The organism is Shinella sp. CPCC 101442 (genome assembly GCF_024704725.1).
In the GTDB taxonomy this organism is placed as follows: Bacteria; Pseudomonadota; Alphaproteobacteria; order Rhizobiales; family Rhizobiaceae; genus Shinella.
Genome location: NZ_JALIQS010000003.1, coordinates 103,569 through 130,502, shown reverse-complemented (window position 1 = coordinate 130,502; position 26,934 = coordinate 103,569). Strand labels below are relative to the sequence as shown.

The 26,934-nt window shown below is 62.8% G+C and carries 30 protein-coding genes; 12 read left to right on the top strand and 18 right to left on the bottom strand.

Annotation, left to right across the window (positions count from 1 at the left end):
- The first annotated feature begins 34 nt into the window (after window positions 1–34).
- A complete protein-coding gene (locus MUO32_RS11285) occupies window positions 35–907 on the top strand; it encodes a GyrI-like domain-containing protein (protein ID WP_257948380.1) in 873 nt (290 codons plus the stop codon).
- A 138-nt stretch (window positions 908–1,045) separates the two neighbouring features.
- On the opposite strand, the gene MUO32_RS11280 is transcribed toward MUO32_RS11285, so the two are convergent.
- On the bottom strand, window positions 1,046–1,681 hold the full coding sequence (locus MUO32_RS11280; RefSeq protein ID WP_257948379.1) for a glutathione S-transferase family protein: 636 nt from the start codon (window positions 1,679–1,681) through the stop codon (window positions 1,046–1,048).
- 118 nt (window positions 1,682–1,799) lie between these two features.
- Window positions 1,800–3,014, bottom strand: coding sequence for an NADP-dependent isocitrate dehydrogenase (locus MUO32_RS11275; RefSeq protein ID WP_257948378.1), 1,215 nt, complete (start codon window positions 3,012–3,014; stop codon window positions 1,800–1,802).
- 215 nt (window positions 3,015–3,229) lie between these two features.
- Here MUO32_RS11275 and MUO32_RS11270 point away from each other — a divergent pair, with 215 nt between their 5' ends.
- The 8 genes from MUO32_RS11270 (at window position 3,230) to MUO32_RS11235 (ending at window position 10,678) form a co-directional block, all read left to right on the top strand.
- On the top strand, window positions 3,230–3,805 hold the full coding sequence (locus tag MUO32_RS11270) for a hypothetical protein (RefSeq protein WP_257948377.1): 576 nt from the start codon (window positions 3,230–3,232) through the stop codon (window positions 3,803–3,805).
- A 68-nt stretch (window positions 3,806–3,873) separates the two neighbouring features.
- Window positions 3,874–4,707 (top strand): RNA methyltransferase, encoded by an 834-nt coding sequence (locus MUO32_RS11265; protein WP_257948376.1) that lies wholly within the window; start codon window positions 3,874–3,876, stop codon window positions 4,705–4,707.
- Window positions 4,708–4,723: 16 nt separating this feature from the next.
- On the top strand, window positions 4,724–5,485 hold the full coding sequence (gene murI / locus MUO32_RS11260) for a glutamate racemase (protein ID WP_069058977.1): 762 nt from the start codon (window positions 4,724–4,726) through the stop codon (window positions 5,483–5,485).
- 120 nt (window positions 5,486–5,605) lie between these two features.
- The gene (locus MUO32_RS11255; protein ID WP_257948375.1) at window positions 5,606–7,117 is read left to right on the top strand and encodes an ATP-binding protein; all 1,512 of its coding nucleotides are present in this window, start codon (window positions 5,606–5,608) and stop codon (window positions 7,115–7,117) included.
- Between the two features lie 221 nt (window positions 7,118–7,338).
- On the top strand, window positions 7,339–7,956 hold the full coding sequence (gene rpsD / locus MUO32_RS11250) for a 30S ribosomal protein S4 (RefSeq protein ID WP_069058975.1): 618 nt from the start codon (window positions 7,339–7,341) through the stop codon (window positions 7,954–7,956).
- 71 nt (window positions 7,957–8,027) lie between these two features.
- Window positions 8,028–8,954, top strand: a complete 927-nt coding sequence (locus tag MUO32_RS11245) for a glutaminase (RefSeq protein WP_257948374.1) — start codon at window positions 8,028–8,030, stop codon at window positions 8,952–8,954.
- 43 nt (window positions 8,955–8,997) lie between these two features.
- Window positions 8,998–9,870 carry a tRNA 2-thiocytidine(32) synthetase TtcA gene (gene ttcA, locus MUO32_RS11240; RefSeq protein WP_257948373.1) on the top strand — a complete coding sequence of 291 codons (873 nt, stop codon included), beginning with the start codon at window positions 8,998–9,000 and terminating at the stop codon, window positions 9,868–9,870.
- On the top strand, window positions 9,854–10,678 hold the full coding sequence (locus MUO32_RS11235) for an inositol monophosphatase (RefSeq protein ID WP_257948372.1): 825 nt from the start codon (window positions 9,854–9,856) through the stop codon (window positions 10,676–10,678). The genes ttcA and MUO32_RS11235 overlap by 17 nt, the downstream gene beginning before the upstream one ends.
- A 71-nt stretch (window positions 10,679–10,749) precedes the next feature.
- On the opposite strand, the gene MUO32_RS11230 is transcribed toward MUO32_RS11235, so the two are convergent.
- The 7 genes from MUO32_RS11230 to MUO32_RS11200 all read right to left on the bottom strand — a co-directional run bounded on the left by MUO32_RS11230 (window position 10,750) and on the right by MUO32_RS11200 (window position 17,271).
- Entirely contained in the window at window positions 10,750–11,955 is a 1,206-nt protein-coding gene (locus MUO32_RS11230; RefSeq protein WP_257949202.1) for a multidrug effflux MFS transporter, read from the bottom strand.
- A 125-nt stretch (window positions 11,956–12,080) separates the two neighbouring features.
- On the bottom strand, window positions 12,081–12,416 hold the full coding sequence (gene grxD, locus MUO32_RS11225; RefSeq protein ID WP_257948371.1) for a Grx4 family monothiol glutaredoxin: 336 nt from the start codon (window positions 12,414–12,416) through the stop codon (window positions 12,081–12,083).
- 118 nt (window positions 12,417–12,534) lie between these two features.
- Window positions 12,535–12,933: a hypothetical protein gene (locus MUO32_RS11220; protein WP_257948370.1), complete on the bottom strand. Its 399-nt coding sequence runs from the start codon at window positions 12,931–12,933 to the stop codon at window positions 12,535–12,537.
- 52 nt (window positions 12,934–12,985) lie between these two features.
- Window positions 12,986–13,252 carry a hypothetical protein gene (locus MUO32_RS11215; RefSeq protein ID WP_257948369.1) on the bottom strand — a complete coding sequence of 89 codons (267 nt, stop codon included), beginning with the start codon at window positions 13,250–13,252 and terminating at the stop codon, window positions 12,986–12,988.
- A 6-nt stretch (window positions 13,253–13,258) separates the two neighbouring features.
- On the bottom strand, window positions 13,259–13,492 hold the full coding sequence (locus MUO32_RS11210; RefSeq protein ID WP_244759081.1) for a BolA/IbaG family iron-sulfur metabolism protein: 234 nt from the start codon (window positions 13,490–13,492) through the stop codon (window positions 13,259–13,261).
- 16 nt (window positions 13,493–13,508) lie between these two features.
- On the bottom strand, window positions 13,509–15,746 hold the full coding sequence (gene purL, locus MUO32_RS11205) for a phosphoribosylformylglycinamidine synthase subunit PurL (protein WP_257948368.1): 2,238 nt from the start codon (window positions 15,744–15,746) through the stop codon (window positions 13,509–13,511).
- A 103-nt stretch (window positions 15,747–15,849) separates the two neighbouring features.
- On the bottom strand, window positions 15,850–17,271 hold the full coding sequence (locus tag MUO32_RS11200) for a PLP-dependent aminotransferase family protein (RefSeq protein WP_257948367.1): 1,422 nt from the start codon (window positions 17,269–17,271) through the stop codon (window positions 15,850–15,852).
- Between the two features lie 94 nt (window positions 17,272–17,365).
- On the opposite strand from MUO32_RS11200, the gene MUO32_RS11195 reads away from it, so the two are divergent.
- Window positions 17,366–17,581, top strand: a complete 216-nt coding sequence (locus MUO32_RS11195; RefSeq protein ID WP_257948366.1) for a DUF1127 domain-containing protein — start codon at window positions 17,366–17,368, stop codon at window positions 17,579–17,581.
- A 7-nt stretch (window positions 17,582–17,588) separates the two neighbouring features.
- Here the strand turns inward: MUO32_RS11195 and MUO32_RS11190 are convergent, their stop codons facing one another.
- The 5 genes from MUO32_RS11190 to purC are packed head-to-tail and all read right to left on the bottom strand — an operon-like array spanning window position 17,589 to window position 20,028.
- Entirely contained in the window at window positions 17,589–17,981 is a 393-nt protein-coding gene (locus tag MUO32_RS11190) for a hypothetical protein (protein ID WP_257948365.1), read from the bottom strand.
- 47 nt (window positions 17,982–18,028) lie between these two features.
- A complete protein-coding gene (gene purQ / locus MUO32_RS11185) occupies window positions 18,029–18,700 on the bottom strand; it encodes a phosphoribosylformylglycinamidine synthase subunit PurQ (protein ID WP_257948364.1) in 672 nt (223 codons plus the stop codon).
- The gene (locus tag MUO32_RS11180) at window positions 18,697–18,957 is read right to left on the bottom strand and encodes a hypothetical protein (protein WP_257948363.1); all 261 of its coding nucleotides are present in this window, start codon (window positions 18,955–18,957) and stop codon (window positions 18,697–18,699) included. The genes purQ and MUO32_RS11180 overlap by 4 nt, the downstream gene beginning before the upstream one ends.
- Window positions 18,958–18,974: 17 nt before the next feature.
- The gene (gene purS, locus MUO32_RS11175) at window positions 18,975–19,217 is read right to left on the bottom strand and encodes a phosphoribosylformylglycinamidine synthase subunit PurS (RefSeq protein WP_257948362.1); all 243 of its coding nucleotides are present in this window, start codon (window positions 19,215–19,217) and stop codon (window positions 18,975–18,977) included.
- Between the two features lie 46 nt (window positions 19,218–19,263).
- On the bottom strand, window positions 19,264–20,028 hold the full coding sequence (gene purC, locus MUO32_RS11170; protein WP_244759074.1) for a phosphoribosylaminoimidazolesuccinocarboxamide synthase: 765 nt from the start codon (window positions 20,026–20,028) through the stop codon (window positions 19,264–19,266).
- A gap of 225 nt (window positions 20,029–20,253) precedes the next feature.
- Here purC and MUO32_RS11165 point away from each other — a divergent pair, with 225 nt between their 5' ends.
- The gene (locus MUO32_RS11165) at window positions 20,254–20,574 is read left to right on the top strand and encodes a DUF1476 domain-containing protein (RefSeq protein ID WP_257948361.1); all 321 of its coding nucleotides are present in this window, start codon (window positions 20,254–20,256) and stop codon (window positions 20,572–20,574) included.
- A 66-nt stretch (window positions 20,575–20,640) separates the two neighbouring features.
- Here the strand turns inward: MUO32_RS11165 and MUO32_RS11160 are convergent, their stop codons facing one another.
- Together MUO32_RS11160 and MUO32_RS11155 are read right to left on the bottom strand one after the other, a co-directional pair.
- Window positions 20,641–23,229, bottom strand: a complete 2,589-nt coding sequence (locus MUO32_RS11160) for an EAL domain-containing protein (protein ID WP_257948360.1) — start codon at window positions 23,227–23,229, stop codon at window positions 20,641–20,643.
- An 86-nt stretch (window positions 23,230–23,315) separates the two neighbouring features.
- The gene (locus tag MUO32_RS11155) at window positions 23,316–23,876 is read right to left on the bottom strand and encodes an alpha/beta hydrolase (RefSeq protein WP_257948359.1); all 561 of its coding nucleotides are present in this window, start codon (window positions 23,874–23,876) and stop codon (window positions 23,316–23,318) included.
- Window positions 23,877–24,049: 173 nt separating this feature from the next.
- Between MUO32_RS11155 and MUO32_RS11150 the strand changes: the two genes are divergently transcribed.
- Window positions 24,050–24,850 carry a DUF2189 domain-containing protein gene (locus MUO32_RS11150; RefSeq protein WP_257948358.1) on the top strand — a complete coding sequence of 267 codons (801 nt, stop codon included), beginning with the start codon at window positions 24,050–24,052 and terminating at the stop codon, window positions 24,848–24,850.
- Between the two features lie 171 nt (window positions 24,851–25,021).
- Here the strand turns inward: MUO32_RS11150 and purB are convergent, their stop codons facing one another.
- Window positions 25,022–26,329, bottom strand: coding sequence for an adenylosuccinate lyase (gene purB, locus MUO32_RS11145; protein ID WP_257948357.1), 1,308 nt, complete (start codon window positions 26,327–26,329; stop codon window positions 25,022–25,024).
- Between the two features lie 62 nt (window positions 26,330–26,391).
- Complete coding sequence (locus MUO32_RS11140) at window positions 26,392–26,934, bottom strand: hypothetical protein (RefSeq protein WP_374708636.1); 543 nt, start codon at window positions 26,932–26,934, stop codon at window positions 26,392–26,394.

The window sequence follows — 26,934 nt, the reverse complement described above, 5'->3', positions numbered from 1 at the left end:
TGATTGAATGCGTCCCGACGAGAGAGGTAACGGCATGAGCGAGAACGAGATCTGGGCCGCCTACGAGAAGCGCCTGCTGCGCGTCTCCGCCTATATCTACGAGCATCTGGACGAGGATCTCGACCTCGACCGTCTCTCGGATATCGCCTGCCTTTCCGCCCATCACTGGCATCGCGTCTACCGGGCCGTGCACAACGAAACGCTGGCGGCGACCGTCCGGCGGCTCCGGCTGCACCGCGCGGCGGGCGATCTGGTGAAAAGCGACCGCTCCGTGCGGGACATCGCCGCGCGCTGGGGCTATCCCAACCTGCAATCCTTTACGCGCGCGTTTGCGGCTGCCTACGGCATGCCGCCGGCGCGCTACCGCAAGGATGGTCCTCATCGCGCCTTCGAACCCGAAAACGGCAAGGAGTCGCCCCGCATGTATGACATCGCTACACGTACCATCCCCTCGCAGACGTTGCTCTGCATTCCGCACACCGGGTCCTATATGGGCATCGGCAAGGCATTCGAGGCGCTTTACGGCGCCTTGTTCTCCCGCAACATCTTCCGGCCCGATATGCGCATGATCGGCCTTTTCCTCGACGATCCCGATCTGGTGCCGGAAGACAAGCTTCGTTCGTTTGCCTGTGTGACGGCGGATGCGGACATCCCTGCGGAGGCGCCGCTGGAACGCCGCACGCTCGCCGGCGGCGACTATGCGGTGCTGCGCCACAGGGGACCATATGCCGATATGGCGGCGGCCTATCGCTGGCTGTATGCCACCTGGCTGCCGGCCTCCGGCCGCTCGATCCGCGACGAGGTGATGTTCGAGGCCTATCTCAACAATCCGCGAGAGGTACCGCCCAACGAGCTGCTGACGGAAATCTACCTGCCGCTCCAGCCGGCGGTGGAGGCTGCGGCCTGACGGCGCCGAAAGGTCGGATGGGGGCATCGCCCCGGAACTGTATCAAGCGCCTACCCGCCTCCGCCATCTTCGGGCTTCACCCCGGGATGACGGAGGAGAGGGCGTTGATGGGCAAAACTTCAAACCTCGGCGCTCATTCTATTGCTTCGCCGCGGCAAGTTGCCGATGCATTTCCTCGTCATCGATCGCTGTCGCCCGTTTGCTCGCTGGACGCTCCTTGAGGCGCTCCCAATAGGCCTTGAAGGCATCGCGCGGTTCGAGCGTGCCGAACTGCAGGCCCCAGCTGATATGCGCGCCGACATAGACGTCTGCGGCGGTGAAGGTCTCGCCGGTAATGTATGTATGCCGCGTCACCGCATGTTCGAGCGTATCCATCACGGTTGCGTAGTTGCCGCAGCCGATGCTGCGTTCGCGCTCCTTGGGTACCTCGAGGCCGAACGCCTTGAGCGAGACGGCCATTTCGAGCGGCCCGGCGGCAAAGAAGAGCCAGCGATAGTAGTCGCCGCGCTTGTCGGTCGGCGGTGCCAGGCCAGCCTGCGGGAAGGCATCTGCAAGATAGGCGCAGATTGCCGCCGCCTCGGTGACGACCGCTTTGCCATGGCGGATGGTGGGGACCTTGCCCATCGGATTGATCGCGAGAAAATCCGGCGATTTCATCGAGCCGTCGAAGGTCAGCCATTCCGTGCGGTAGGGCGCGCCGACTTCCTCCAGCATCCAGCGGGCAATGCGTGCTCGCGACATCGGGTTGGCGTAGAAAACAAGCTCCTCGGCCATGTGCTTCTCCTCTGCATCAGGCTGGGGGGAAGATAAGGCAAGGTGCTGTTGCCGCAAGGGCGGCTAAAGAAAAAGCCCGGCGCGATGGCCGGGCTTTCTCGATGCATTCTGCTTTGGCTCAGGCCGCCATGGCCTTGCGCAGGTTCTCGTCGATCTTGTCGAGGAAGCCCGTCGTGGAGAGCCACGGCTGGTCGGGACCGATGAGGAGCGCGAGGTCCTTGGTCATGAAGCCGGATTCGACGGTGTCGACGCAGACGCGCTCCAGCGTGTCGGAGAACTTGGCGAGTTCCGCATTGCCGTCCAGCTTGGCGCGGTGGGCAAGGCCACGCGTCCAGGCGAAGATCGAGGCGATCGAGTTGGTCGAGGTTTCCTCGCCCTTCTGGTGCTGGCGGTAGTGGCGCGTCACCGTGCCGTGCGCGGCTTCGGCTTCCACCGTCTGGCCATCCGGCGTCATCAGAACCGAGGTCATCAGGCCGAGCGAGCCGAAGCCCTGCGCCACGATGTCGGACTGCACGTCGCCGTCATAGTTCTTGCAGGCCCAGACGTAGCCGCCGGACCACTTCAGCGCCGAAGCGACCATGTCGTCGATCAGGCGGTGTTCGTACCAGATCTTGGCTTCCTTGAACTTGTCGGCGAATTCGGCGTCGAAGACCTGCTGGAAGATGTCCTTGAAGCGGCCGTCATAGACTTTCAGGATGGTGTTCTTGGTCGACAGGTACACCGGCACCTTGCGCTGCAGGCCGTAGTTCAGCGAGGCGCGGGCGAATTCGGTGATCGAATCGTCGAGGTTGTACATGCCCATGGCGACACCGGCGGACGGGGCGTCGAACACGTCGTATTCGATTTCCTTGCCGTCCTCGCCGACGAACTTCATCGTCAGCTTGCCCTTGCCGGGGAACTTGAAATCAGTGGCGCGATACTGGTCGCCGAAGGCGTGGCGGCCGACGATGATCGGCTTGGTCCAGCCGGGAACGAGGCGCGGCACGTTCTTGCAGATGATCGGCTCGCGGAAGATGACGCCGCCGAGGATGTTGCGGATCGTGCCGTTCGGCGACTTCCACATCTTCTTCAGCTTGAATTCCTCGACGCGGGCTTCATCCGGCGTGATGGTGGCGCACTTGACGCCGACGCCGTGCTTCTTGATGGCGTTGGCGGCGTCGATCGTCACCTGGTCGTCGGTGGCGTCGCGGTTTTCCATGCCGAGGTCGTAATATTCGAGGTCCACATCCAGATAGGGATGGATCAGCTTGTCCTTGATGAACTGCCAGATGATGCGCGTCATCTCGTCGCCATCGAGTTCGACGACGGGGTTGGCGACCTTGATCTTTGCCATGGGGAGCCTCGTGCTTGTAGGGGCGGAACGCCCCGGATCGTGGACTTTAAAGAACCGATTGGCCCTATAGCACTGACGATCCGGAAGGCAAAGCCGACCATGGGCGGAGGCGGTTTATTTTCGCACTGCAAAAGAATAAGTTTCGCCAAAATTCCGTTCCAGGGAGGTCCGCTCGCAGGCCCGTCCGGACCTGTCGTCATCCAATGGAGAATGCCATGTCGCGTTTCGGTCTCGTTGCGCTCGCCCTTCTGCTTCCGGTTTCGGTTCAGGCCGCCGATTTCAAGGCGCCGGTCGCGGAAATCCTGTCCGCCGCCACCGCCAACTGGCAGGACATGGGCACCGACACCGATACGCCGCCGCCCTATACCGACTATTTCAGCGAGGATTTTCTAAAGCGCCTCTACAGCAAGGATTTCGTGGCGAAGTACCGCGAGGCCGCAAAATACCCGGCCTATGAGGATGGCGGTTCGCCATTCGACTATGACCCGATCATCGGCGGCCAGGACGGCTGTGCGCTGAAGGACGTGACGACCACCGAAGGCCAACCGGCCGCAGGCGCGGAGGACGTCACCGTGACCTTCGACAACAGCCATTGTTTTGGCGACCGCGCCGCCGACTGGCAGCCGGAAAAGCTTGTCTTCAAGCTAATCGAGGAGGATGGCCGCGCGGTCATCGACGATATAGAGCGCCCGAGCTTCGAGGAAGCTGCATCGCTCAAGAAGGAACTGGTCGAGATCGCGCAGGAGGGCGCCAATGGCGGAAACGGCAGCGCTGCGGAATCACCGGAATAAATGACTGCCGCTTTTCATTTTCGGCCGTTTATGCCAGTGAGGCCCCATCTTTCTAGGGAATTATGAGCATGGCAGGCACGAACAGCGAACGCACGCTGATCGCCGAAGGACCGGCGATCATCCTCGTTCATCCGCAACTCGGCGAGAACATCGGCATGGTGGCGCGCGCCATGGCGAATTTCGGCTTGGCGGAACTGCGCCTCGTCAATCCACGCGATGGCTGGCCGAGCGAGAAGGCGATCTCCGCCGCCAGCAAGGCCGATCACGTTATCGAGGCGGCGAAGGTCTATCCCTCGTTGGAGGAGGCCGTTGCCGACCTCGAATTCGTCTATGCGACGACGGCGCGCGATCGCTACGGCTACAAGGAAGTCCGCTCGCCGGTCGTTGCCGCCGATGACCTGCGTCTGCGTTTCCGCGCCGGCGAAAAGACCGGCATACTCTTCGGTCGCGAACGCACCGGCCTCACCAACGAGGAAATCGCGCTCGCCGACGAATTGGTCACTTTCCCGGTCAACCCCGCCTTCGCCTCCTTGAACCTAGCGCAGGCCGTTCTTCTCATGAGCTACGAGTGGATGAAAAGCGGCCTTGTCTCTGTCGAGAGCACGCCGTTCCACGCGTTGCCGCAGCGACCGGCCAAGAAGGAAGAACTTCAAGGCCTCTTCGACCATGTGGAAGAGACGCTCGACGCGCGTGGTTATTTCCGCCCTGACGAAAAAAAGCCCAAACTGGTGGAGAACCTGCGCGCCATTCTGACGCGTCCCTCCTTTACCGGCACGGAGATCCAGGTTTTGCGCGGTATCGTTTCCTGCCTCGATCGTTTCACCCGCGAATCGCCCCGCGGCGCGGTCGATCCGAACCGCACCCGCAACCGCCGGCCCAAGGTGCCTCGTGACGAACAATAGCGCAAAACCGGTTCTCATGTTCGACAGCGGCATCGGTGGCCTCACCGTGCTGCGCGAGGCCCGCGTGCTGATGCCGGAGCGGCATTTCATCTATGTCGCCGATGATGCCGCATTTCCCTACGGTCCCTGGGAAGAGCCGGCGCTGAAGGCACATGTCATCGAACTCTTCCGGAAACTGCTCGCGGAGCATGACCCGGAAATCTGCGTCATCGCCTGCAACACGGCGTTCACGTTGGTCGGTGCGGACCTGCGCGCCGCCTTTCCGCACATGCCCTTCGTCGGCACCGTTCCCGCCATCAAGCCGGCCGCCGAACGTACCCGCTCCGGCCTCGTCTCCGTGCTCGCGACACCCGGAACGGTCAAGCGCGCCTATACGCGCGACCTCATCCAGTCCTTCGCCAGCCAGTGCGACGTGCGGCTCGTCGGCTCGGAGCGCCTTGCGCCGATGGCCGAGGCCTATATCCGCGGCGAAACGCTGTCGGACGAGGCGGTGCGTGCCGAGATCATCCCCTGCTTTGCCGACGAGAACGGCCGCAAGACGGATATCGTCGTGCTCGCCTGCACGCATTATCCCTTCATGGCGAACCTCTTTCGCAAACTCGCGCCCTGGCCAGTCGATTGGCTCGACCCGGCGGAGGCCATCGCCCGCCAGGCCCGCCGGCTCGTGCCGCCGCTGGAGACGCTTGCGCCCGGCGAGGACATCGCCGTCTTCACCTCGCGCAACCCGGATTTTTCGACGCGGCGCCTGATGCAGGGATTTGGTCTGCGCGTCGTCTGACGCGGCTTTCCCTGTGGGTTTTTCCAAAGCGGGTCGTGACGGGCGTTAATTTCGTGTTAGGGCTCTCCGGTTGCCCGGTGGCGGCCGGACGAATCACAAATTTCAGGAACGAGGAACGGCATGAAGGTCGGCATCGACATGGGAACGGTGCAGGGCGGCGCACCGGCCAAGCTCGATATCGAGGAACTGCTGGCGACGCGCCTGCTGGTGCAGGGCAATTCGGGCTCGGGAAAGTCGCATCTTTTGCGGCGCCTGCTCGAACAGTCCGCGCAATGGGTACAGCAGGTCATCATCGATCCCGAGGGCGACTTCGTGACGCTGTCCGATCGATTCGGCCATGTGGTCGTCGATGGCGAGCGCACGGAAGCCGAGCTTGTCGGTATCGCCAACCGCATCCGCCAGCACCGCGTTTCCTGCGTGCTTTCGCTCGAAGGCCTTGAGGCCGACGAGCAGATGCGCGCCGCCGGCATCTTCCTCAACGCCATGTTCGATGCGGACCGGGACTACTGGTATCCGGTGCTCGTTGTCGTCGACGAGGCGCAGCTCTTTGCGCCGGCCGTCAGCGGCGAGGTCTCCGAAGAAGCGCGAAAACTCTCGCTTGGCGCGATGACCAACCTGATGTGCCGTGGTCGTAAACGCGGCCTTGCCGGCGTCATCGCCACGCAGCGCCTGGCAAAGCTTGCCAAGAACGTCGCGGCGGAAGCCTCGAACTTTCTGATGGGCCGCACCTTTCTCGATATCGACATGGCGCGCGCTGCCGACTTGCTCGGGCTTGATCGCCGGCAGGCGGAAATGTTCCGCGATCTGCCGCGCGGCGCCTTCGTGGCACTCGGCCCGGCGCTGTCGCGCCGTCCGCTGCCGGTGACGATCGGTACCGTCGAGACCTCCGCGCGCTCGACCAGCCCCAAGCTGATGCCGTTACCGGATGCGCCGCAGGATGTCGAAGACCTGATCTTCACGCCCGACCCCGAAGAGTTTTCCCGCCCGCTGGTGCGCCGTGCGCCACCCGCGCCGCGCCCGACGACGGATATCCTCGCCGAACTCTCCCGCGCCCGGCCGGAGCCGGTGCAGACGGAAACGAAAGTCCCGGCGCCGGAGATTTCCGCCGAAGAGCGCGACGGCCTGCTCGACCAGGTTCTCGCCGAAATCCTCGGCAATCCCGATGCTGCCTTCCGGGCGGATGCCGAACTGTTCCAGGATTTCCTCGTGCGCTGCCGCATCCGTCGCGTGCCCGGCGCGCCGCTGTCGCTTCCGGCCTTCCGCCGCAAGATGGCGGTCGCGCGTTCCGGCGTCGATGCCGAGACGGCGGCAACGGAGATCTGGGGCAAGGCGCTTGATCTTTCCCGCAGCGTCTCCGAGGATTTGCAGGGCGTTTTCCTGCTCGTCGCGCAGACGGCCGTGCGCGGCCTTGCCTGCCCGTCGGATGCGCGGATCGCGCGCGCCTACGGCACCCACTCCGCCCGTCGTGCGCGGCGCCTGCTCGGCTATTTCGAGGAGCAGGGGCTGGTCGTCGTGCACAGCGATCTCGCCGGCCACCGAATCGTCGCCTTCCCGGATCTCGCCTGCGAGACGCTGCCGGGTGACGCCAATGGGCCGGACCTTGCCGATTCCCACCGCGATGCGGCGGAATAGGCGGATTTTCCGGGTGTTGTTCGTTGACAGTTTTGTAAAACTCGCCTAATGACCCCGCCAACGCCGGGCAGAAATGTCCGGTGTTTCATTGACATGTCCCGTGGATTCTCCGGTCGCGATCGTGAGAAACCTGTCGGAACCTAAGAAGGTTCAGAGGAGGGCGTGTTTCCTTCAGCCGGTCCGGCAACGGGCAGGCGATAACAAGACTAAGAGGAAATGCGATGAGCAAGCGCGCTGCATCCAAGTACAAAATCGACCGCCGTATGGGCGAAAACATCTGGGGCCGTCCGAAGTCCCCGGTCAACCGCCGCGAATACGGCCCGGGCCAGCACGGCCAGCGCCGCAAGTCCAAGCTTTCGGACTTCGGTGTTCAGCTCCGCGCCAAGCAGAAGCTGAAGGGCTACTATGGCGATATCCGCGAGAAGCAGTTCCGCGCGATCTTCGCTGAAGCCGAGCGCCGCAAGGGCGACACCCCGGAAAACCTGATCGGTCTGCTCGAATCGCGCCTCGACGCGATCGTCTACCGCGCCAAGTTCGTCCCGACGGTCTTCGCTGCCCGTCAGTTCGTCAACCACGGCCACGTCAAGGTCAACGGCGTCCGCGTCAACATCGGTTCCTACCGTTGCAAGCCGGGCGACGTCATCGAAGTCAAGGAAAAGTCCAAGCAGCTCGTCACGGTTCTTGAATCCGTTGGCCTCGCTGAACGCGACGTTCCGGACTACATCGAAGTCGATCACAACAAGATGGTCGCCACCTTCGTTCGCATCCCGGTTCTCTCCGACGTGCCCTACGCCGTCGTCATGGAACCGCACCTGGTCGTCGAATTCTACTCGCGTTAATCGCGACGACGCCTTGCGCAATCTGGAAAAGCCGCCAAGAGATTGGCGGCTTTTTCTTTGGGGAACTGCTTATGGATCTTCAGGCCATCATCGAAGACATCCACGCAAACCTTTCGCCGCGGCGCGGCGAGGGCAGGGTGGCGAACTACATCCCGCAGCTTGCCCATGTCGATCCCCAGAAATTCGGCATGGCGGTGGTGACGGTCGATGGTGACGTGCACCTCGTCGGCGACGCGGAAGAAGCCTTTTCCATCCAGAGCATCTCGAAGGTCTTCACGCTCACGCTGGCGCTCGGCAAACACGGCGAGGCGATCTGGAAGCGTGTGGGACGCGAGCCGTCCGGCTCGGCGTTCAACTCCATCGTCCAGCTCGAGCAGGAAGGCGGCATTCCACGCAATCCCTTCATCAATGCGGGCGCGATCGCCATCACCGATCTCGTGCTCGCCGGCCATACCCCGAAGGAGGCGATCGGCGAGATCGTGCGCTTCCTGCGCTACCTGGCGGACGAAGACGATATCATCGTCGACCAGGCCGTGGCGCGCTCCGAGCAGGCGACGGGCTTCCGCAATTTCGCACTCGCCAATTTCATGCGCTCCTTCGGCAAGCTCGATCACGCGGCCGAGCTGGTGCTTGGCGTCTATTTCCATCAATGCGCGCTGGCGATGAGTTGCCGGCAGCTTGCCAAGGCGGGGCTGTTCCTCGCCAATAGCGGCACCAATCCGCTGACCGGTCACCGCGTCGTCTCGCATATGCGGGCGCGGCGTATCAACGCGCTGATGCTGACCTGCGGCCACTATGACGGATCGGGCGATTTTGCCTACCGCGTCGGCCTGCCGGGCAAGAGCGGCGTGGGCGGCGGTATTCTGGCCGTGGCGCCCGGAAAAGCCTCGGTCGCGGTCTGGTCGCCGGGCCTCAACGACAACGGCAACTCGCTTCTCGGTTCGCTGGCGCTGGAAATGCTGGCGGCGCGCACCGGATGGTCGGTCTTCGGGGCTTGATTGTGCGGCCGGTTCGGGGCATTGCAGGCCCATGACGGCACCGATGACCCTGGCAATCGCTGAACCCGACGACGACACACCGGACGATGGTCGCCATCCGCTCTTTGCGGATGCGCCCTCCAGCGTGTCGTTCAACAAGCTGCGCAAGCGCCTGCTTCGGCAGGTGCGGCAGGCGATGGACGATTTCGGCATGCTGAAGGGCCAGAAGCGCTGGCTCGTCGGCGTCTCCGGCGGCAAGGACAGCTACGGGCTGCTTGCGCTTTTGATGGATCTGCAATGGCGCGGCCTGCTGCCGGTCGAACTGATTGCCTGCAATCTCGACCAGGGCCAGCCGAATTTTCCAAAGCACATCCTGCCGGAATACCTGAAATCGATAGGCGCCAAACACCGCATCGAATATCGCGACACCTATTCCATCGTGAAGGAGAAGGTGCCGGCGGGGGCGACCTATTGTTCGCTGTGCTCGCGGCTGCGGCGCGGCAATCTCTATCGCATCGCCCGGGAGGAGGGCTGTGATGCGCTGGTGCTCGGCCACCACCGGGAGGATATTCTCGAAACCTTCTTCATGAACTTCTTCCATGGCGGGCGGCTGGCCGCCATGCCGCCGAAGCTTCTCAATGACGAAGGCGACCTGATGGTGCTGCGTCCGCTTGCCTATGCAGCGGAAGACGATCTCGCAAAATTCGCCAGCGCCATGCAGTTCCCGATCATCCCCTGCGACCTCTGCGGCTCGCAGGACGGCCTCCAGCGCAATGCGATGAAGGCGATGCTGGCGGATATCGAAACGCGCATGCCGGGCCGCAAGGACACCATGCTGCGCGCGCTCGGCCACACCAATCCGTCCCATCTTCTCGACCCGAAGCTTTTCGATTTCTCCTCCCTCGAAACGGTAAGGCCCAATGACGACGACGATTGACATCAATGCCCTGGCGCTTGTGCTTGCACAGGCGGCCGAAGCCGAAATCCGCCCGCGCTTTCGCGCGCTTGCAAAAGGCGACGTCCACACCAAGGCCGACGCGAACGACCTCGTGACGGTTGCCGACGAAGCGGCGGAGCGTTTCATCAAGCGCGAGGTGGCTGCGCAGTTTCCGGGCGTGCTGTTCGTCGGCGAGGAGTCGGTCGCGGCGGATCCGGCGCTTCTGTCCAAGCTCGGCGATGCGGAAACCGCCATCGTCGTCGATCCGATCGACGGCACTTTCAATTTCGCGTCCGGCGTGCCGCTGTTCGGCGTCATGGCGGCGATCGTCTCCGGCGGCGAAACGGTCGGCGGCATCATCTACGATCCGATGGGCGATGATTTCGTGATGGCGGAAAAGGGCGGCGGCGCCTGGCAGACCGGCGATCACCGCCCGGCCGTCAGGCTGAAAGCTCGTGGCGGTGCTCCGCTCGAAGCGCTGACGGGCATGGCGTCCACCAGTTTCCTCGACCGCGACCGCCGCGCGCGCATCCTGTCGAACCTCGCCAAGGTGGCCTTCGTTTCGAACTATCGCTGCGCCGCGCACGAATACCGCACCTTCGCCGGTGGCCACCTGCATTACCTCATGTACAATAAGCTGATGCCCTGGGACCACCTGGCCGGCACGCTGATCGCGCAGGAGGCCGGCGCCCATGCCGCCCGCTTCGATGGCTCGGCCTACAAGCCGCACCACACGGAAGGCGGCCTGCTGGTGGCGCCCGACAAGGACACCTGGGAACTGCTGCGCCGCGAGGTGTTCGTCGACTGAGGCGGATGAGATCAAAACAAAAGGCCCGGCTGCCAATGGCAACCGGGCCTTTTCTTTGTCTGCCGTTTTTCTCAGACCGGCTTGTTATGCGCCTGGAACAGCTTTCCGCGCTCGGCGATCAGCACGAAGATCAGGCCGATGATCGAGAGCGTGAAGAAGCCGGTGACCAGCGGCAGCGCCGTGCCGTTGAAGGACTGGCCGATGATCGCGCCGATGATCGTGCCCCCGGCGGTGCCCATGAAGCCAAGCACCGAGGAGGCCGTGCCGGCGACGTGGCCGAGCGGTTCCATGGCGAGCGAGTTGAAGTTCGAGCCGATCCAGCCGAACTGGAACATCGACAGCGCGAACAGCACGATGAAGATCGGGAATGGCACATGTCCCGGCCAGAGGAGCGTCAGGGCGAGCCACAGCGTATTGACCGTCAGGAAGCCCATGAGGGCGCCATGCGACAGCTTGCGCATGCCGAACCGACCGACAAGGCGGGCGTTGACGAAGGACGACAGCGCCATGAAGGCGGCGACGGCGGCGAAGGCGACAGGAAACCAGACGCCGAGGCCGTAAATACCGACATAAATCTGTTGCGCGGAGTTGATGAAGCCGAACAGCGCCCCGAAGATGAAGGTGCTCGCCAGCGTGTAGCAGAGCGCCACGCGGTCCGTCAGAACGATGCGGAAGCCGCCGAGGACCGAACGCACCGTGAAGGGGCGCACGTCGTCCTCATGCAGCGTCTCCGGCAGGCGGAAATACATCCACGCCCAGACGGCAAGCGCCACGACGGCCATGAAAGCAAAGATCAGGTGCCAGTTGCCGAACAGCATGACGACCTGGCCGATGCCCGGCGCCAAGACGGGAATCACCATGAAGACCATCATGATCAGCGACATGACCTCCGCCATCGCGCGCCCGCCAAAAATGTCACGGACGATGGAGACGGTGATCACGCGCATCGCAGCCGAGCCGATGCCCTGGATGAAGCGCACGGCAAGCAAGGCGGCAAAGCTCGGCACGAAGATCGCCGCCAGCGACGAGAGCACGTAGATGCCAAGGCCGACGAACATCGGCGCACGACGGCCGAACCGGTCGGAGATCGGACCATAGAGCAGCTGCGCGAAGGCGAAGCCGATCAGGTAGGCCGAGATGACATATTGCCGGTGGTTCTCGTTTTCGATGCCGAGGCTCGCGCCGATTTCCTGCAGGCCGGGCAGCATTATGTCGATGGCGAGCGCATTGAGCGCCATCAGGAACGCCATGAGCGCAATGAATTCTATCTTGCCCATGCCTTTGAGGCGCTGGGCAGATTCAGGGGAAAGTGCAGACATATCAATTCATTCCATAAAAGAGATAAGGCGCCGCTGGGATGCGGCGCCTTTGAAATGCTTGCCGGCCGGAAGACCGTGAAGCGTCAGGCAGCGCCCTTGATCGAAATGCCCTGTTCCTGAAGGTGAGACTGCAGCTCTCCCGACTGGAACATTTCGCGCACGATGTCGCAACCGCCGATGAATTCACCCTTCACATAAAGCTGCGGGATGGTCGGCCAGTTGGAATAATCCTTGATGCCCTGGCGGATATCGGCGTCGGCAAGCACGTTGATGCCTTTGTAGTCCACGCCCACATAGTCGAGGATCTGAACGACCTGACCGGAGAACCCACACTGCGGGAATTCCGGCGTGCCCTTGAGGAACAGGACAACGTCGTTGGTCTTCACTTCGTTGGCGATGAAATCGTGGATGCCGCTCATAGTCGTATTCCCTAGCAAATCGGCTTCAAGGGCCGATGCGATGAACCATGCGCCCTAAATAACAACCTCGGGTGACAAATGCCAGAAGGCCCTCAGGAAAAAGTACGACGTGTGTGCTTCAGGTCGCAGCGAGGTGCGGACGATAGGCAAGCAGGCGGTATATGAAACCACCAGCTAAACCGCCCAAGATAACAAGAAAGAAGAATTTGTCAGGCTTCGGCATGTTGTAATCGAAAATTGCCATGGACAAAACGCCGTCCAGACCACCTGCAATGATAAAGAACCGCCATCCCCGAAGATGGAAGCAACGCGAGATCAAGACGGTAGCTATAAAGCCGGGAAGCCCGTAGGCGAAGGTAACTGCGCACCCGAAAACGAATGCAAGAGAGAGTGACGGATCGATACCGACCGTAATGGCAAGCGATGTTACCACGACAAGGGAAGCGACGACGACCGCGACGAAATAGCTACCGGCGATGATGGAAAAACGAGGCTCAATGCCAGACGCAAGCGTCATTTGCCCCTCATGTAGCTGGCCTGTTTTTTACAGCAAGATTGGCATTTACCAATCAGCGGCTACGCTGACGCGAGCGACTGGCCGCCGTGCGCCGGCGGCTTGTCTGCTTGCGTGGGCGCTTTGCCGGCTTCTTGGCCGGCTTCAGCGCGGCCTCGATGATATCGCCGAGGATGCCGCCGGAGGCCTTCCTGCGTGTCGTCGTCGCCTTGCGGCGCGTGCGCTTGGTCGTCGTTGTCTTGCGCACGCCGGTCTTTTTCAGCACCTCTTTGAGGGCTGCATCAACGACACCGGAGACGAGCTGGTCGAGAAGGCCGGCCATGACGGATCACTCCGGAATGGAGGTCTGGAGGGCAAGGGCGTGCAACACGCCGCCCATGTTGCCCTTCAGCGCGTCATAGACCATCTGGTGCTGCTGCACGCGGGTCTTGCCGCGGAACGCTTCCGCGACGACCTCGGCTGCATAATGGTCGCCGTCGCCGGCAAGATCGCGGATGACCACCTTCGCTCCCGGAATGCCGGATTTGATGAGGTCTTCGATATCGCCGGGTGACATGGCCATGAAACTGCTCCCTTATTTATTCCGCGGCGGCAGCGGCGTTGCCGTTGCCATCCATGAAGTCAGGGAACCACGATTCATGGGTGTTGCGCAATTGCTCAATCGGCAACGAGAACAGGCCATCCACGGCCAGAGCATCGCCGGCGACCGTGCCGAGGCGGCGGAACGGGATGCCCGCACCTTCCGCATTGGCGCAGACGAAGTTTGCGAGGTCGGACGGAACCGCGATCACGTAGCGGGCCTGGTCTTCGCCGAACAGCAGGGCGTGCGCCGGACTGTTGGCTTCGGAGAGATCGACCTTCGCGCCCTTGCCCGATGCCATGACCATTTCGGCAAGCGTGGTGGCAAGACCGCCTGAGGAAATGTCGTGGCAGGCCGTGACCTGGCTGTTGCGGATGGCCGAGCGTACGAAGTCGCCGTTGCGGCGTTCGGCATGCAGGTCGACCTCCGGCGCGGGGCCGTCGATCTTGCCGACGACGTCGCGCAGATAGACGGACTGGCCGAGATGGCTGCCATCCGTGCCGATGAGGATCAGCTGGTCGCCATCCCTGGCGCCACCGATCTTGGCCATGACCGACCAGTCGGGCAGCAGGCCGACGCCGGCAATGGTCGGGGTCGGCAGGATCGCGATGCCGTTGGTCTCGTTGTAGAGCGAGACGTTGCCGGAGACGATCGGGAAATCGAGCGCGCGGCAGGCTTCGCCGATACCCTGGATGGCCTTGACGAACTGGCCCATAATCTCGGGCTTTTCCGGATTGCCGAAGTTCAGGTTGTCGGTGGAGGCGAGTGGCTCGGCGCCGGTTGCCGTGATGTTGCGCCAGCACTCGGCGACGGCCTGCTTGCCGCCTTCGAACGGATCGGCCTCGACATAACGCGGGGTGACGTCGGAAGAGAAGGCGAGCGCCTTGGAGGCGTGACCCTCGACGCGCACGACGCCGGCGTCGCCGCCGGGGATCTGCAGCGAATTGCCCTGGATCAGCGTGTCATACTGTTCGTAGACCCAGCGGCGGCTCGACTGGTTCGGCGAACCGACGAGCTTCAGCACGGCATCGCCATAATTGGCGGGCTCTTCCACCAGATTGGCCGGCAGCGGCGCGGGCTTGCCCGGCTCGCGCCAGGGGCGATCGTATTCCGGAGCCTGGTCGCCAAGGTCCTTGATCGGCAGGTTTGCGACTTCCTCGCCCTGGTGCAGGATGCGGAAGCGCAGGTCATCCGTCGTGGTGCCGACAATGGCGAAGGCGAGGCCCCACTTGATGAAGACCGCCTTGGCGACCTCTTCCTTGGCGGGCTCGAGAACCATGAGCATGCGCTCCTGGCTTTCCGACAGCATCATTTCATAGGCGGTCATCTGCTCTTCGCGGACCGGCACCAAATCGAGGTTCAATTCGATGCCGAGGTCGCCCTTGGCGCCCATTTCCACGGCCGAGCAGGTGAGGCCGGCGGCACCCATGTCCTGGATGGCGATGACGGCGCCGGTCTGCATCAGTTCCAGGCAGGCTTCCAGCAGGCACTTTTCGGTGAAGGGGTCGCCGACCTGAACGGTGGGACGCTTCTCATCGATGGATTCGTCGAATTCTGCCGATGCCATGGTGGCACCGCCGACGCCGTCACGGCCGGTCTTGGCGCCGAGATAGACGACTGGCAGGCCGACGCCCTTGGCTTCCGACAGGAAGATGGCGTTCGACTTGGCAAGGCCGGCGGCGAAGGCGTTGACGAGGATGTTGCCGTTGTAGCGCGGGTCGAACTCGACTTCGCCGCCGACGGTCGGCACGCCGAAGGAGTTGCCGTAGCCGCCGACGCCTGCAACGACGCCGGAAACTAGGTGGCGGGTCTTCGGATGATCCGGCGCGCCGAAGCGCAACGCGTTCATCGCCGCGACCGGGCGCGCGCCCATGGTGAAGACGTCGCGCAGGATGCCGCCGACGCCGGTCGCAGCACCCTGGTAGGGCTCGATATAGGACGGGTGGTTGTGGCTCTCCATCTTGAAGACGACGCAGTCGCCGTCATCGATATCGACCACGCCGGCATTTTCGCCCGGACCCTGGATGACGCGCGGACCCTTGGTCGGCAGCGTGCGCAGCCAGCGCTTCGAGGACTTGTACGAGCAATGCTCGTTCCACATGGCCGAGAAGATGCCGAGTTCGGTGAAAGTCGGCTCACGGCCGATCAGCGAGAGGATGCGGTCGTATTCATCCGGCTTCAGCCCGTGGGCGGCAATCAGCTCCGGGGTGATCGGGCGGGTGTTCGAAATGGTCATCGTCGCTCGTCTTGTCGTGAAGGGCAGGATTGCCGTCTCTTTAACCCAAGCCGACTTTCAGCGCGACAGGAAAATGACCGTCAACCACATGAGAACGCGCGTTTCAGGCCGGACTGTCATACCCTGTCGGGCCGTTTTCCAGCAGCCGGCGCAAGCGTGTCAGGCCACCGACGACCTCTTCGCGGGCCACTGGCGAGGAGAGGCCGATGCGCGCGCGATGAAAGGTCTTTTCCGAGCGCCCGGCTTTGAACTCGTCCTCGTCGTCGATGAGGATGTCTTCGGCGAAGGCCGCTTGCCGGAACGTGCCGGAAAGCCAGGGATCCGGCAGCTTCAGCCAGAGGAAGGGCACACGCGGATGCGAGTTGAAGTCCAGTCCCTCGAAGATTTTCCGCGCATGGGCCTCGCGAATGGCGACCTCTTCGGAAACCTTGATGCGGATCGTATCGGCCATGCCCGAAAGCACCAATCGCGCGGCCAGCTCGGCCAGCAGATAGGGCAGGCCGCCGCTCACCATCTTGTGGGCGATGCGCACGCGCTGGGCGAGGTGTGGTGGGCAGGAAATCCAGCCGCCGCGCACGCCGGCCGCCACACTCTTCGAAAGGCCGCCGACGAGGAAGGTGCGATCGGGCGCGATTTCGGCAAGCAGCGGAATGTCGTTGTCAGCCGTCGCGCCGTAGAGATTGTCCTCCACCAGGAAGACATTGTGCCGTTTTGCGATGGCGGCAATCGCCCGGCGGCGTTCCTCCGGCATGGTGACGAGTGTCGGATTCTGCGCGCCGGACATCAGGAAGGCGAGTTTGGGATGCTGCTGCAGGCACACCCGCTCGAAATCTTCCGGGATGACGCCCTCGGCATCCGACTCGACCAGCGCCGTCTGTCGACCGAGCAGGGCGGTGCCGCGGCTGATCTGCGAATAGGTGACATGCTCGAAGACGATGCGGTCGCCCGGGGATGTGATGACCGAGACGGCCGCCATGACCGCGGCATGCGCGCCAAGTGTCGGGACGATGCTCTCGATCGCCGGCTGCCAGTCGCCACGCTTCAGCCATTGGCGGCCGGCTTCCATCCAGTGCGGCGGAAAATTTCTTGTGTAGCTTGAAATCTCGTTCGGCTGCTCGCGGCAGATGGCCGAGAGGATATCGGTGACAATGGCCGATTGTCCCACATCCGTGGCGGCCGTGGTGTCGAAGCGCAGCTTGCCCGGCGGTGCATTCGCGGCACGCGTGCCGACGAGGCGGGCGCTGATCGGGTCCATCGCCTCTGCGGTGTCGTCATTGTCGGGAGAACCTAGCACATAGGTGCCGCGGCCGACTTCGCCACTGACGAGGCCACGCTCGCGCACCATGCTGTAGGCACGGCTGACCGTACCGATCGTCACACCGATATCGTAGGCGAGATTTCGCTGCGGCGGCAGCTTGCTGCCGGAGGCGAGGGCGCCTGTGTTGATCGCCTGCTCGATCTGGTCGGCAATGCGGACATAGAGCGGACCGTCGGAGGCCTGAAGATCGGGGAGCCAATTTGTCATGGTGTCAATTCTTATATTGCACCGTTTTCCAAGTCAACTATTCCCTTGATGCACCGATTGTCACGCTCCCGGTGGCATTTCAGGAGAAAGTTCCATGGCAATTGATACAATCTTCGTTGAGGGCGGCGTTCAGCGACGCTATTCGCCCAGCCTGTTGCTCCATCGTGCATGGCTTGTCGTGCGGGCGTGGTGGATCAAGCGCCGCACCCGCCACGCGCTCGTCGAGATGACGGAGGATCAGCTCCGCGACATCGGCGTTACGCGCAGCGAGGCGCGGCGCGAAATCGACAAATCGTTCTATTGGGATTGAGGGCTGCTCAGCAGCCCTTGCCGCCTGCCGCCCAACGCTGGACGTCGGTCGCGATGCGCGCGCCGACGGGTTCGGCCATCAAGGGTCCGAAGGCATCGAGCTTCGCGGGGCTGCCTTCCGCCTGCACGACGAGCAGCGGACGCGATTCCGGCGAGTTGCGATGCACGACGAGAATGCGTGGCCGGCCGGAGAAGGAGTTCAGTTCCGGCGCGAGGCGATAGGCCTTGAAGGCCGGGTCGCCCGATTTGAACCAGCAGCTGTTGGCGCCGAGCGCGACGCGCTCCATGGTCGGCAGCGCGCCGCCATTGGCCTTCGGCGGCGGCGTCTTCGTCTGGCAAGCCGTCAAGGCCGCAGCGGCGACGAGCGGCAGGAGAAGCCTGGCGGAGAGACGAGGGCGCATGAAAAGCCTTTCGGGTATGGACATGCGCCCTTGATAGCAACGCCGGGTTAAGCAGCGATTACGTCGAGCACCGAAGCGAAGAGAGCGCGACCGTCGGAACCGCCATGCGCGGCCTCGATGAGGTTTTCCGGGTGCGGCATCAGGCCAAGCACGTTGCCCTTGGCGTTCATGACGCCGGCAATGTCGTTGAGCGAGCCGTTCGGGTTGGTGCCTTCGGCATAGCGGAAGACGACCTGGCCGTTGCCTTCGATGGCGGCGAGCGTCTCGGCGTCGGCAAAGAAGTTGCCGTCGTGATGGGCGACCGGGCAGCGGATGATCTGGCCCTTTTCATAAGCGCGGGTGAAGTCGGTTTCGGCGTTGACCACTTCCAGCTTCACTTCACGGCAAACGAACTTCAGCGAGGCATTGCGCATCAGCGCGCCCGGCAGCAGGCCCGCTTCCAGCAGGATCTGGAAGCCGTTGCAGACGCCCAGAACCTTCACGCCGGCTTCGGCCTTGGCCTTGATCGCCTGCATGACCGGCATGCGGGCGGCAATGGCACCGCAGCGCAGATAATCCCCGTAGGAGAAGCCGCCCGGGATGACGATGAGGTCGACATCCGGCAGGTCCGTTTCCGTCTGCCAGACGGTAACCGGCGCGATGCCGGAAATCTTGGTCAGCGCCGCGATCATGTCGCGGTCACGGTTGAGGCCGGGGAGCTGGACGACGGCGGACTTCATGGGTGTGGTTCAAACCTTGCCTGGGCCTCGGCGAGTTCACGCAGTTCGAGGCGTTTTTCGATATGGTCGAGACGCTGGTCCATTTGGGCCATGGAGCCCCGCATGCTGTTGACGTCACCCTGCAGATTGTGAATCTGGCCCCGGATGAAAAGATTGTCGCTTCGCAGCTCATTGATGGCGTTGTCGATCTTGTCGAAGCGCGTATGCATTCGACGGAGCAACTCGTGCAGCAAGTCCTGTGTCACACCTTCGGCCATCATCACCTCCTCAACCATTAAGAGAGGGCGATAGTATAGTTCTCGATTACCGTGTTGGCCAGAAGCTTCTCGCACATGGCCTTGAGGTCGGATTCGGCCTTGGCGCGGTCGGCCGTTGCGAGCTCGAGATCGAACACCTTGCCCTGGCGGATGCCGCCGACGCCGTCGAAGCCGAGGCTGCCGAGCGCGCCTTCGATGGCCTTGCCCTGCGGGTCGAGAACGCCGTTCTTGAGCGTGACCGTTACGCGTGCCTTGATCATGTCTTCCTCTTCAAACCGAAATGCAAAGCGCCGGAGACGGCGCCGATTACTTGACCAGAACCGGGCCGGTGCCGCGCGGAGGCTCGTTCTCGTTGATGATGCCGAGACGGCGGGCCACTTCCTGATAGGCTTCGACGAGCCCGCCGAGATCGCGGCGGAAGCGGTCCTTGTCCATCTTTTCCTGCGTGGCGATATCCCACAGGCGGCAGCTGTCGGGCGAAATCTCGTCGGCGATGATGATGCGCATCATGTCGCCCTCGAAGAGACGGCCGCATTCGATCTTGAAATCGACGAGCTGGATGCCGACGCCGAGGAACAGGCCGGAGAGGAAGTCGTTGACGCGGATGGCAAGCGCCATGATGTCGTCGAGTTCCTGCGGGCTTGCCCAGCCGAAAGCCGTGATGTGCTCTTCGGAGACCATCGGGTCTTCCAGCGCATCGGCCTTGAAGTAGAATTCGATGATGGAGCGCGGCAGTACCGTGCCTTCCTCGATGCCAAGGCGCTTGGACAACGAGCCGGCGGCGACGTTGCGCACGACGACTTCGAGCGGGATGATCTCGACTTCCTTGATCAGCTGCTCGCGCATGTTCAGGCGGCGGATGAAATGGGTCGGAATGCCCATCTTGTTCAGCTGCGTGAAGAGATACTCGGAAATCCGGTTGTTGAGCACGCCCTTTCCGTCGATGATGTCATGTTTCTTCTTGTTGAATGCGGTCGCATCGTCCTTGAAGAACTGGATCAGCGTGCCCGGCTCGGGACCCTCGTAAAGGATCTTGGCCTTGCCCTCGTAAATACGGCGGCGACGGTTCATGGATTTGTCTCTGTTGTTGGCGCGCTGGGGTTCGCGCAGATGTCTGTCTTTTGCGCTCCCATAAACGAAATGGTGCACTTTAACAATCGCCGAGACGGCCGATCCCCTGTTTTCCGGCCCTTCGGCAAGTTTCAGCGGGGACAAAAGTTCGCATTGCACTTTTGTCGTCGTTTTGATTTATGGGCGTGGAAGCCTAACGGGTTAGAGAATCTACGGGAGTCATAGATGACCAGCATGCAGGATCGGGAAAAGGCCTTCGAGGCCAAGTTCGCGCTGGACGAGGAACTGCGCTTCAGAGCCGAAGCACGCCGCAACAAGCTGGTAGGCCTGTGGGCTGCCGGCCTGCTCGGCAAGACCGGCGACGAAGCGGACGCCTACGCCAAGGAGGTCGTTGCGGCGGACTTCGAAGAAGTCGGCCATGAAGACGTCGTACGCAAGGTGAAGGCCGATTTCGACGCTGGCGGCGTTGCCCGCAGCGAAGACGAAATTCGCGTGCAGATGATCGAACTGCTCGCCGTCGCGATTTCGCAGCTCGAAGCCAAGTAAGCGAGACCATCGCGTTCAATCGAAAAGCCGCCCGGTCCCGCCGGGCGGCTTTTTTGCGTTTTTGATCTACCGGTTGATAGCGCGGCGCACTTCGCTTTGCAGGTCCCGCACATTGCCGGCCTCCACGCGCCATTCCTCCTGGCGTACGAAATCCGCAACCGCATGCGCCGGCATGGGGCGGGCAAGCGCGTAGCCTTGCAGGATATCGCAGCCGAGATCGCGCATGATGGCGACATGGGCCGGCGTCTCGACACCTTCCGCCACGACCTCGATGTTCAGCGAGCGGCCGATCTCGACGATGGTGCCGACCAGTTTGCGCTGCGCCGGCGAACGGTTCACCGGCTTGACGAGCTGGCGGTCGATCTTCAATCGGCGGGGGCTGAGCTTCATGAGGCTGACGATCGAGGCATGGCCGGTGCCGAAATCGTCGATCTCGATATCGATGCCGAGCTTGCGCATCTCGGCGAGGTTTTCGAGCACCGTGCGGTCGCAGTCGTCGAGGAAGATCGATTCCAGAAGTTCGAAGGAAAGCGACTGCGGCCGTATGTTTAGCGTGCGCAATGACCGTCCCAGTTCCGGGTCGTGCAGGCGTTTGGACGAGACGTTCGCCGAGATTTTTCCGATGCCGAGCCCGAGCGCCTGCCATTCGGCAAAATCGGCGAGCGACTTTTCGAGCACGATCCTGTCGATGGTTGCGACGCAGTCGAGATCTTCCGCTATCTTCAGGAAGGTGTCCGGTGCCAGGATGCCGCGCGTCGGATGGTTCCAGCGGGCCAGCGTCTCGACGCCGACGATGTCAAGCGTGCGGGCGCAGAATTGCGGCTGATAGTAGGGCAGGAAGCGGTTCTGCTCGATGCCCGAGAGGATTTCGTCCGCCGTCTGCTTGTTGACGATGATCTGCGCCTGGAAATCGCTGGTGAAGAATTCGTGCCGGCTGCGGCCGCGGTTCTTGGCGCGGTAGAGCGCAAGGTCGGCATTGACGAGCAGCTGCTTGGCATCGATGGCCGCACCCGACTGGCTGGCAATGCCGACGGACGCTCCGAAGCGACAGATATGGCCATTGAAGGTCACGGGCTTGCGCATGGCCTCGACGATCGCCTCCGCAAGCACGGCGAGATTGCGCCCGTTCGGCCCCGAGGACAGGAACACAAACTCGTCACCGCCTATGCGCGCGACGAAATCCCCGGGACCCTTCAGCGCACGCAAGACGCTGGCGGCATGGACCAGCATCTGGTCGCCGGCAAGATGGCCGAGCGTGTCGTTGATTTCCTTGAAACGGTCGAGATCGATGTGCAGCACGGCGAGGCGGCTGCCGGTCTTTTGTGCTTTTTCGGCAGCGTCTTCAATGTAGGCGTCGAGGTATCGCCGGTTCGGCAGGCCGGTGAGATGGTCGTGCAGGGCGGTGTATTCGATGCGCGCCTTGGCGGCTTCGAGTTCACCAGCACGGGCTTCGGCCAGTTCCTTGGCGTGCGTCAGCTCCTCCTGAAGCTCCACGTCGTCCGTCACATCCCAGTTGGCGCCGATGAGACGGGGCACCCCAGTTGTGTCGATATAGGGCGCCGAGCGGCCGCGCAGGTGCCGGATTTCTCCATCCCCCCTGACAATACGGAACTCGTTGGCGAAATCCCGGCCTATGAATATGCCTTCATCGACCTTCGCCATCGCCTTGTGCCGGTCTTGCGGGTGCAGTGCGTGTTCCCAGGTCGTGGCATCGGGCTCCTCGGTCAGGCCGTATATCTCGATCATGCGGTCGTCCCACTGGACTTCGCTGGTCCTGAGATTGACCTCGAAAACGCCGATGCGCGAGACATCGAGCGCCAGTTCCAGGCGGCGGGACATCTGAGCGAGGCGTTCCTCCGCCTCCTTGCGTTCGGTAATGTCGGTATCCGTGCCGGCGATGCGGCTCGGCTTGCCGTCCGCGCCATATTCGACGACGGCGCCGCGGCTTTCGATCCAGACCCAACGGCCGTCCTTGTGCCGCTCGCGATAGGCGAAGACGCTGAACGGCGTCTGGCCGGTTTCCTGCTTCTTGATATGGCCGATGACGTGAGCCCGGTCGTCGGGATGTACGCTCTGAATCCAGGTCTCCAGCGAAGCGTCGATCGGATCGTCCGGCTGCAGGCCGCGGATGGCGCGCCACTGGCGGGAATAGAAGAGATCGCCGCGGGAAAAATCATGGTCCCAGACACCCTGGCCGGCGGATTCCAGCGCATGGTTCCAGCGTGCCTCGCGTTCGGCCAGCTCGAGCGCGTTGCGCTTGCGCTCATCAACGTCGATGGCCTGCACGATCATTGCCGCAGGCGCGCCGTCATCGGGAAGAGCCGGTGGTTCCATGAACGAGGCGAGCACCCAGAATTCGTCGCCATTCGGCCGCAGGAAACGAATTTCCCAAGGCGCCTGCTCGGTAAGCTTTGGGCGCATCGCATAGGCGATGATGGAACGATCCTTGGGTGAGACGCAGGCATCGAAGACAGGAAGATCGCCAATGGATGCGACAGCGAAGAGACGCAGCAGCGTGGCATTCGCCTCGATGATGCGGCCTTCGGCATCAAGTGCGGCAAAGCCGAAGCCGGACCGCGCGAAAAGCTGTCGATACAGCGGTTCGCGCTCCGTTTTATCCACGGTGATGGAGGTCGAACCGGGTGGTTTGGCCATGAAACGCGGCGCCTGAAAAGAACTCAACAGTCACAGCGTGCAGGATTTCTATGAAATTCCTCTTAATGGCGAAATGCGGATCTCGGTCAGGCCGGCGGCTTGAGCTTGCTGAGGAACTGCGCGAACACCATGGTTCCCTCCGGCCAGGGGCCGTGGCCCGACTCGGTGTTGATGTGCCCGGCTTCTCCGGCGTCGAGCAGCAGCGAACCCCAGCTGGCTGCGATGTCGTCCGCATGCTCATAGGTGCCGAACGGGTCGTTGCGGCTGACCACGACCAGTGAAGGGAAACCAAGCGGTTCACGCGAATAGGGGCCGAAGGTCGCCAGATGCCCGGGCTGGATATCCGGATTGGCGATATCGGGCGGGGCGACGAGGAAGGCGCCGGCAACCTTGTTACCGAGATGCGGCGCGGCGTGGATGGCCGCCGCGACACCCAGCGAATGGGCGACGAGCACGACCGGTTTCGTCGCGGCCGCGACTTCCTCGATCACCCGCCGCACCCAGTCTTCGCGCACGGGCTTCAACCACTCCGCCTGCTCGACACGGCGCGCCGAGCCAAGCTTGGACTGCCAGCGGCTCTGCCAGTGCTCGGGGCCGGAATTGGTGTGGCCGGGAACGATGAGAATTTCTGCTTCGGACGCTTTCATGGCCCCGGATGTGCGTTCACGAAGTGCTGAAGTCAAGAGGGTGGGACAAATCGGCCCGGCGGGTGTAGGATACCTGATCTCAATGCCAATCACGGCCCATCGTGGTGTCGAACGATTTGCCCTCCCCACGCGCGGACGCCGTGACGGTTTTCAACCGGCAAGGAGGAATGGTCATGGCGACTTTTCATGTGATGGCAGGCTCCGGCGACATGGCGGCGCGCCCCGCCGTGCGACGGATCGGAATGTCCGATATCTGGGATGCGCTGGCACGCGGCTTTGACGATTTCCGCGCCAAACCGTCTCACTACGTCTTTCTCAGCCTCATCTATCCGATCTGTGGCGTCGTACTGATCACCTGGAGCTCAGGGGCGAACATGCTGCCGCTGATCTTCCCGCTGATCGCGGGCTTCGCGCTGCTCGGGCCGTTCTTCGCGCTTGGGCTTTACGAAATCAGCCGACGGCGGGAACGCGGCATGGATACGTCCTGGCGCCATGCGCTGGAGGTTCGCCATTCGCCGGCGCTGCCGTCGATCCTTGCGGTCGGCGCCATGCTGACGGTGCTCTTCGTCGCGTGGCTGGTCTTTGCCCAGCTGCTCTATAGCAATCTGTTCGGGCCTGAGCCGCCGCGCTCGCTCGCCCTGTTCCTCGCATCGATCTTCAGTTCGGAGAACGGGCTGCTGCTGATGTTGGCCGGCAATGCCATCGGCTTCTGCTTTGCGCTCGTCGTGCTTGCGACGACCGTTGTGGCCTTTCCCATGATGCTCGACCGGGATGTCGGGGCCGTGGCGGCTGTCGAGACCTCGCTGCGCGCAACGCTGATCAACCCCGTGCCGATCGCCTGCTGGGGCCTCATCGTCGCGGCGCTGCTGATCGTCGGCACGATCCCGGTCTTCGTCGGCCTCGCGGTGGTCATGCCGATCCTCGGCCATGCCACGTGGCATCTCTATCGCAAGCTCATTGTGGAGGAAGGCTAGACGCAGTTTCGCGGGCGCTGCCGCCTGGAGGAGAGCGGAGGTCGCCCGCCAGAGGGGAGCGATGGCGCCATTGGCGCCATCGCTGCTATTTTCCTGTCGGACATGCGGCATTGAAGACGAATACAGACGGGCGGCCGGCGAAAGCGTTTCGCCGGCTCCTTTGGAAACAGATCAGACCGTGCCGAAGACGCGGCGGAAGATCGTATCGACGTGCTTGGTGTGATAGCCGAGGTCGAACTTTTCGCGGATCTGCTCTTCCGTGAGCGCTGCGCGCACTTCGGCGTCGGCAAGCAGTTCCTCCAGGAAGTCCTTGCCCTGTTCCCAGACCTTCATCGCATTGCGCTGCACAAGGCGATAGGAATCCTCGCGCGAAACGCCGGCTTGCGTAAGGGCAAGCAGGACGCGCTGCGAATGAACAAGGCCGCGGAACTTGTTGAGATTCTTCAGCATGTTGTCCGGATAGATCACCAGCTTCTCGATAACGCCGGCAAGGCGGTTCAGCGCGAAGTCGAGCGTGATGGTCGTGTCCGGGCCAATGCCGCGCTCGACGCTGGAATGGGAGATGTCGCGCTCGTGCCAGAGCGCCACGTTTTCCATGGCGGGTGTGACCGCCATGCGCACAAGGCGGGCGAGGCCGGTCAGGTTTTCCGTCAGGACGGGGTTGCGCTTGTGCGGCATGGCCGACGAACCCTTCTGGCCCGGCGAGAAGAACTCCTCCGCTTCGAGAACTTCCGTGCGCTGCATATGGCGGATTTCGGTCGCGACGTTCTCGATGGAAGACGCGATGACGCCGAGGGTGGCGAAGAACATCGCATGACGGTCGCGCGGGATGACCTGCGTGGAGACGGGCTCCGGTGTGAGGCCGAGCTTGGCGCAGACATGCTCTTCGACGCGCGGATCGATATTGGCGAAGGTGCCGACGGCGCCGGAGATCGCACCGGTCGCGATTTCGGCGCGGGCCGCAATGAGGCGCGCGCGGTTGCGGTCCATCTCGGCATAGAAGCGGGCGAGCGTCAGGCCCATCGTCGTCGGCTCGGCATGGATGCCGTGGCTGCGGCCGATGCGAATCGTGTCCTTGTGCTCGAAGGCGCGGGTCTTCAGCGCGGTCAGCACGCGGTCGACGCCGACAAGCAGGATATCGGCGGCACGCACGAGCTGGATGTTGAAGGTCGTGTCGAGGACATCGGACGACGTCATGCCCTGGTGCACGAAGCGGCTGTCGGGGCCGACGAATTCCGAGAGATGCGTGAGGAAGGCGATGACGTCGTGCTTGGTGACGGCCTCGATCTCATCGATGCGGGCGACGTCGAATTCGGCCTTGCCGCCCTTTTCCCAGATCGTCTCGGCGGCCGATTTCGGGATGACGCCGAGCTCAGCCAAGGCGTCGCAGGCATAGGCTTCGATCTCGAACCAGATGCGGAACTTCGTTTCGGGCGACCAGATGGCGACCATGTCCGGTCGGGAATAGCGAGGGATCATCGGTTCTAGACTTTCCTTGGGAGGTGGGATTGCCGCCGCTTTAGCAAAGATGGCCGGCAAGCTCAACGCATGTGTCGAGGCATGGACAGGGCAAGCCACAGGCTGGCGCCTGCCAGGAGCGGCAGGCCGACCGGCAGATAGAGCCGAAGGCCCATGACGAGGAACTGGTAGGTGGCCCCGATGGAGGTGAAGATGAACTGGTAAATCCAGACGCGCGTGCCGAAGGGTTGATGCCACTGCGCGTAGAACAGCCGGTAGTCCATGGCGAAGAAGAAGGCCGTCATGACGATCGTGCAGAGGCTGAGCGAGGCGAAGTGGGCGGCAAAGCGGGTTTCGATATTGCGCCTGCGCGTCAGGAGGCGGGCGACAGGCAAGGCGACCGGCCAGGCGAAAAAACCGCCGGCGAAATAGATGGCAAGCAGCTTTGCGAGGTGAAAGTTTTCGTCGCGGCCTTCCATGCGCAGGGAAAGGAACGCGCAGGCTGTCATCAGCAGCCCCCAGAGGAAGGCACCGCCGAGACACAGCGAAAGGGAGGGAAATACAGGCACGGACCCGCCGCCAAGGGGCGTGTCCCTTCCTGCCGCGACCGCTCCCCGTGCATTCAT